Genomic DNA, 6,277 nt, shown 5'->3' on the forward strand with positions numbered 1-6,277 from the left:
TACTTTTTTCCCTTCGCCCTCAAAAACAAGGCGCAACCTTTTCGGAATGTTTGTCAAGAGCGATTGTCCTCTCGTTCGGAGAATGATTTCCGCCCTGAACTATTGTGATTTTCAGTTTTTCATAGAAGTTTTGACACTACCGTTTTATAAGTTTAGTTTTGCCTGTTATTAAATTGCTATGTAAACAAAAAAATCGGAAACTACATTTACATGCAGTTTCCGACTTATATTATTTTTTTATAAACATTTGTGTCCAGATGTTACCATTTGCAACATATCCTACACCCATATGAGTAAAGTTAGAGTTTAAAATGTTTGCACGGTGACCAGCACTATTCATCCAAGCATTTACTACTTCTTGTGGAGATCTTTGTCCTTTTGCAATGTTTTCTCCAGCTGCTTTGTAGTTAATACCGTATGCTTTCATCATATCAAATGGTGATCCATAAGTAGGACTATTATGGCTGAAGTAACCTTTTTTCGCCATATCTTCTGATTTGTGTTCTGCTACTCTAGCAAGCTCCCAATCATTTTTCAATGCTGGTAAACCTGCTTTTGCACGCTCAACGTTGACTAAACGAAGTACTTCTTGTTCATATGCAACGCCTTCTTGAGTAGGAACGTTAATTTGTTGACCTGGGTAGATTAAATTTGGATTTTGTAATTGTGGATTTGCATTTATTAATTCTTTTACGCCAGTTTGTGTTTTTACTGCGATTTTCCATAAAGAATCGCCTGAAACTACTGTATATGATGAGCCTGCTGCGAAAGCAGTTACTGGTATTAATAATGAAAGTGATAGAACTGATGCAATTACACCTTTTTTCAAGTTTTTAAACATCTAATCAATCCTTCCTTGTTGATATAATTCTATGATAATAGCAATCTAGCACTATTTCATTGCAAAAATTATGGTATGATTATTTCAAAGATGTTACAATAATATTATTAAGAAGGGTGACTATTGTAGCATCAATGGTTTGATAGATTTACATTTTGTAATATTACTAAAAAGTATTATAAAATTTTTATTTGTCATTTCATAAAATCATGTTATTTTTCCATATTCTATACGATATTTTTTCCAAAAAAAGAGAGAAAGCAATATTTTTTGCTTTCTCTCTTTCTAATTACTTATCAATATTACATAATCATTACTTAATAATTACTTAATAATTTTACTAATTGCTTTAAATGCGTCGCCTTTAGCTATTTGCTGCATTTCATATAAGGCCATTTCAACCGTAGTTAATTTCGCACCCATTTGCTTCATCTTTTCAATACCGATTTCACTGCTTAATGCTGTTCTTGAAGATACACAATCAGCTAATACTTCAACATCATAGCCACTAGCTAGTAATTGTGCTGCCGTTTGATAGACACAAATATGTGTTTCAATTCCAGCTAACAACACTTTCTTGCGTCCCGTTGCTTCCAACTGTTCTACAAATTCTGGAGTATCATAAGCACTAAAAGTAATCTTTTCAATTGGTTTCTCATCTGTCAAATATTGCGCGATTTCTTCTACCGTTGGACCAAGTCCTTTTGGATATTGTTCAAGCCAAAGAATAGGTAACCCCAAAACTTTAGCACCCTGTACAACGTTTGCAATGTTTTGAATGACAAACTCACTTTGATCTACAATTCGGGCAAGTTTTCCCTGGATGTCGATCAAAACTAACACCGTTTCCTCTTTGTTTAACATATTCATTTCCTCCCTTTCTTAAAGAAAAGTACCCCTCACTCTCCATTATACTAAGCGAGAAATAGAAATTCATCTCAATCTTTAGCTGTCGATTGAATACACACATTACGACATGTATAGTAATAGTAGAAAGGGTGAATTGGTTGTTAAAGTTAAGTTGGTTAATAAGTTTAGGAATTTCGTTATTCGGTTTTTTAATGATTGAACATTTTTTTACAATCCAACCCGAAGGAACTTCAGGGAGTGGAAACTTAGGTGCAGTTGGTATCGCACTTGTTCTTCCTTTTTTAATACTGAGTCTCTTTACGACTTTCCGATATTTATCTACATTCGTCAATCAAACGAAGGACCCTTTAAATCGGGTCTTTACAATAATTAGCATGATTGTATTATTAAACATTTTTATTTATTTTGCTTATTCCTATCAACAGGATGTATTTGAATCTTTAGGTGGCTCTACTTCAAATCCAAACTCACAGATTTATCAATATCCGTTATTAAATCAATATACAAATCATATTTTCTTTAACTTTTACACTTTCGGACTTGTACATACGTTTAGTGGACTAATTGGAAGTAGTGTTGGTTGGTTTAAACCTAAAAAAGAAGAGTCTCTCGAGGTATAATCTCGGGAGACTCTTCTGTTATTAACTAGTATTATCTCACTTCTGCTCCAGCTGCTTCTAAAGCTTTTAACACTTTGTTATGTGCGTTGGTCACTTCTTCATCTGTTAAAGTACGTTCCGAATCGAAGTAAGTTAACGAGAAGGCAACAGATTTTTTACCTACTTCCATTTTCTCACCTTCGTAAACATCAAATACTTTCACGTCTTTCAATAACTTTGTTCCTGCATTACGAATAACACTTACAATTTCACCTGCTGGTTTCTCACGGTCAAGAACTAAAGCGATATCACGTGTAATTTCTGGGAAGCGCGGAACCGGTAAATAAACTAGAGATTCCGTTGTTGCATTTATAATTGCATATAAATTCAACTCAGCTACAAATGTTTCTTTTAAATCTGCATTTTTACGTTCTGCTGGATGTAAACCACCGATGATTCCGACTCTTTCTCCATCTAAAAGAACATTTGCAGTTTGACCTGGGTGAAGTCCATCTACAGAACCTTTTTCATAAGAAACACGATCCGTTAAACCAAGTTTTTCAAACAATGCTTCTACAATACCTTTTGCAACGAAGAAATCAACTGGACGTTTTTCACCTTGCCATGCATTGTCTACCCACTTACCAGTAAGAATAATCGCTAAATGCTCTTCTTCATATGGAAGTTCTTCCTCAGTTTTACCTAGGAATACTGATCCGACTTCATATAATGCAACTGAATCAGCTTTACGAGCAACGTTATAGCTTGCCGCTTCAATTAAATGAGGAATTAAACTTTGACGTAATGTTGTACGTTCTTCACTCATAGGCATTAATAATTTTGTTGTATCTTCAATTTTTAATGCGAATTTTTGTGATAACTCCTCAGAAGTTAATGAATACGTTACTGCTTGTAATAAGCCCGCGCCTTCCATTACATTACGAACAGTACGACGTTTTGCTTGGTAAGGAGTTAAACCACCTACAGATACTGTACCTTCTGGTAAAGTCTTCGGGATTTCATCGTAACCGTATAGACGAGCAATTTCCTCTACGATATCTTCTTCAATTTTAATATCTTGGCGTCGTGTAGGTGCATCAATAATTAATAAACCATTAGCAGCTTCAACATCGAATTGTAATCGATGTAAAATTGAAAGCATTTCCTCTAAAGAAATTTTCATGCCAAGTCTAGTATTAATGAAATCAGGTGATACAACTACACGTGTTGGTGTTTTATCTAATTGATCGACTAAAACAGTTCCTTCTAACACTTCACCGCCAGCTAATTCTGAAAGTAATTGTGCCGCTCTTTCAGCTGCTAGTAAAACACGATTTGGATCTACACCTTTTTCAAAACGTGCTGAAGAATCAGAACGTAATCCTAATTCTTTTGAAGTACGACGAACTGAGAATCCGTCAAAATATGCAGCTTCGATGACAACCGTTGTCGTTTCACTTGTTACCTCTGAATTTGCACCACCCATTACACCTGCTACTGCAACTGGTTCTACACCATTTGTAATAACAAGGTTATGAGAATTTAATGTGCGTTCTTGATTATCTAATGTGACGATTTTTTCGCCTTCTTTTGCTAAACGTACAACGATTTCTTTTGACTTTAATGAATCATAATCAAACGCATGTAACGGTTGACCGTATTCCATTAAAATGTAATTTGTTATATCGACTACATTATTGTGAGGACGAATGCCTGCTGCCATTAAATAATGCTGTAACCAAAGTGGTGATTCAGCAATTTTAACGTTTTTAACTACTTTAGCTGCATAAAGAGGATTCAATTCTGGCTCTTCAGTACTTACTTTAATATAGCTTTCAGCACTTTCAGCTGAAGTTGGATATTTAATCTCTGGAAGTTTCACTTCATCAGATAAAATCGCTGCAACTTCATAAGCAACACCTAGCATTGATAAAGCGTCCGAACGGTTTGGTGTTAAGCCAAGTTCTAACACGATATCTCTTAACCCAATAAGTTCTAATGCATCACTACCTGGAACTGCCTCTTCAGGTAATACATAAATTCCATCCGCGTATGCTTTAGGAACAGTACGCCCTTCAACACCTAATTCTTGAAGAGAACAAATCATTCCGTTTGACTCTACTCCGCGCATTTTTGCTTTTTTAATTTTAATGCCACCTGGTAGACGTGCCCCAGGAAGAGCAACGATTACCTTTTGACCAGCTGCTACATTTGGTGCACCACAAATAATTTGACGTACATCACCTTCGCCAACTTCAACTTGGCAAACATTTAATTTATCTGCATCTGGATGTTTTTCTTTTGAAACGACATAACCAACAACAACGTTTGTCATTCCTTGAGAACGATCGATAACTGCATCGACTTCAATTCCAGAACGAGTAATTTTTTCAGCTAACTCGGACGGGTCGATTCCTTCTATATTGACATATTGCTTTAACCAATTTAATGATACTAACATTTATTTTGCACCCCTTACCCTTCTGTTCGGTGGAATTGAGATATGAAACGATTGTCATTTGTATAGAAATGACGAATATCTTCAACACCGTATTTCAACATGGCGATACGTTCTGCACCGATTCCAAATGCGAAGCCTGAATATTTCTTTGGATCATAGCCACCCATTTCTAATACGTTCGGATGTACCATACCAGCTCCTAAAATTTCTATCCAACCTGTATGTTTACATACGTTACAGCCAGATCCACCGCATTTGAAGCAAGAAATATCCATCTCTACAGATGGCTCAGTGAATGGGAAGAAGCTTGGGCGTAAACGGATTTCACGGTCAGCACCGAACATTTTTTTAGCCATCGTATCAAGCGTTCCTTTTAGGTCGCTCATTCGGATATTCTCACCAACAACTAAACCTTCCACTTGCATGAATTGGTGTGAATGTGTTGCGTCGTCGTTATCACGGCGGAATACCTTACCAGGACAAATAATGCGGAACGGCTCACCTTTTTTAGCAAGCATTGTACGCGCTTGAACTGGCGATGTGTGTGTACGAAGTAATGTTTCTTCAGTAATATAGAAAGTATCCTGCATATCACGTGCTGGATGTCCTTTTGGTAAGTTTAATGCTTCAAAGTTATAGTAGTCTTTTTCAACTTCTGGACCTTCAGCAATTTCGTAGCCCATTGATAAGAATAAATCTTCAATCTCTTCAATTACTCGAGTTAAAGGATGACGATTTCCTGAACGTACAGGACGTCCTGGTAATGTTACGTCGATTGATTCTTTTTCTAATTGTTCTAAGATTGCTTGTTCTTCTAATTGTGCAATCTTTGCTTCTAACTGTACTGTTACCTGCTCACGTACTGTATTTACAAGAGCACCCATTTTTGGACGTTCTTCAGGAGATAATTTCCCCATTCCTTTTAATAAGTCCGTAATTGGCCCTTTTTTTCCTAAGTAAGCAACACGAACTTCATTTAATTCCTTTAAGTTCGAAGCAGCTTCAATTTTCGCTAAAGCTTCTTGCTCTAACTGCTTTAATTGTTGTTCCATCTTTAATTTTGCCTCCTTCATTAATTCGGTGATTATAAATAGATTTTCTCAATGCGGTGAGTGGGTGGCTATGCGCTTCTTTGTGTCACGAATTAATCTACTTTGTGTCCGATTCGCTCTACTTTGTGGCGTAATCGACCACTTGTGTTGAGTCGATCTACTTTGTGATGAAATTGCCCTACTTTGTGGCGGAATCGATCTACTTTGTGACAATATCGCCCTACTTTGTGGCAGAATCGACCACATACGTTGAATCGCCCTACTCTATGACATAATCACCCACAGCCACGATTCATCACCAGTTTCCAATACAAATCGAGTAGGAGACTAGCCATTAATTGGCTAGTCGACCTCTCACACCACCGTGCATACGGTTCCGTACACGGCGGTTCAATAACTTAAGTACCTATGCTCATATAGGTTATTTAGGTCTTTTATTCCCCACTTAATGAGC

General features: G+C 36.6%; 5 protein-coding genes. 1 reads left to right on the forward strand and 4 read right to left on the reverse strand.

Annotation, left to right across the window (positions count from 1 at the left end; translation table 11 throughout):
- Positions 1-229 precede the first annotated feature (229 nt).
- Together safA and ACOQFO_RS00070 are read right to left on the reverse strand one after the other, a co-directional pair.
- The gene (gene safA / locus ACOQFO_RS00065; protein WP_421687691.1) at positions 230-841 is read right to left on the reverse strand and encodes a SafA/ExsA family spore coat assembly protein; all 612 of its coding nucleotides are present in this window, start codon (positions 839-841) and stop codon (positions 230-232) included.
- Between the two features lie 324 nt (positions 842-1,165).
- Entirely contained in the window at positions 1,166-1,705 is a 540-nt protein-coding gene (locus tag ACOQFO_RS00070) for a hydrolase (protein WP_421687692.1), read from the reverse strand.
- A 143-nt stretch (positions 1,706-1,848) separates the two neighbouring features.
- Between ACOQFO_RS00070 and ACOQFO_RS00075 the strand changes: the two genes are divergently transcribed.
- The gene (locus tag ACOQFO_RS00075) at positions 1,849-2,331 is read left to right on the forward strand and encodes a nucleoside-diphosphate sugar epimerase (protein ID WP_421687693.1); all 483 of its coding nucleotides are present in this window, start codon (positions 1,849-1,851) and stop codon (positions 2,329-2,331) included.
- A 31-nt stretch (positions 2,332-2,362) separates the two neighbouring features.
- On the opposite strand, the gene pheT is transcribed toward ACOQFO_RS00075, so the two are convergent.
- Entirely contained in the window at positions 2,363-4,771 is a 2,409-nt protein-coding gene (pheT, locus tag ACOQFO_RS00080; RefSeq protein WP_421687694.1) for a phenylalanine--tRNA ligase subunit beta, read from the reverse strand.
- A gap of 14 nt (positions 4,772-4,785) precedes the next feature.
- Positions 4,786-5,823: a phenylalanine--tRNA ligase subunit alpha gene (gene pheS / locus ACOQFO_RS00085; RefSeq protein ID WP_421687695.1), complete on the reverse strand. Its 1,038-nt coding sequence runs from the start codon at positions 5,821-5,823 to the stop codon at positions 4,786-4,788.
- Between the last annotated feature and the right edge of the window lie 454 nt (positions 5,824-6,277).

The sequence above is a fragment of the Ureibacillus sp. MALMAid1270 genome (assembly GCF_049202975.1).
Lineage (GTDB): Bacteria > Bacillota > Bacilli > Bacillales_A > Planococcaceae > Ureibacillus.

What these genes read in the sequence shown, in the direction of transcription:
- ACOQFO_RS00070 (WP_421687692.1), bottom strand. Translation starts at nt 1,705, where the DNA reads ATGTTAAACAAAGAGGAAACGGTGTTAGTTTTGATCGACATCCAGGGA.
- pheS (WP_421687695.1), bottom strand. Translation starts at nt 5,823, where the DNA reads ATGGAACAACAATTAAAGCAGTTAGAGCAAGAAGCTTTAGCGAAAATT.
- pheT (WP_421687694.1), bottom strand. Translation starts at nt 4,771, where the DNA reads ATGTTAGTATCATTAAATTGGTTAAAGCAATATGTCAATATAGAAGGA.
- safA (WP_421687691.1), bottom strand. Translation starts at nt 841, where the DNA reads ATGTTTAAAAACTTGAAAAAAGGTGTAATTGCATCAGTTCTATCACTT.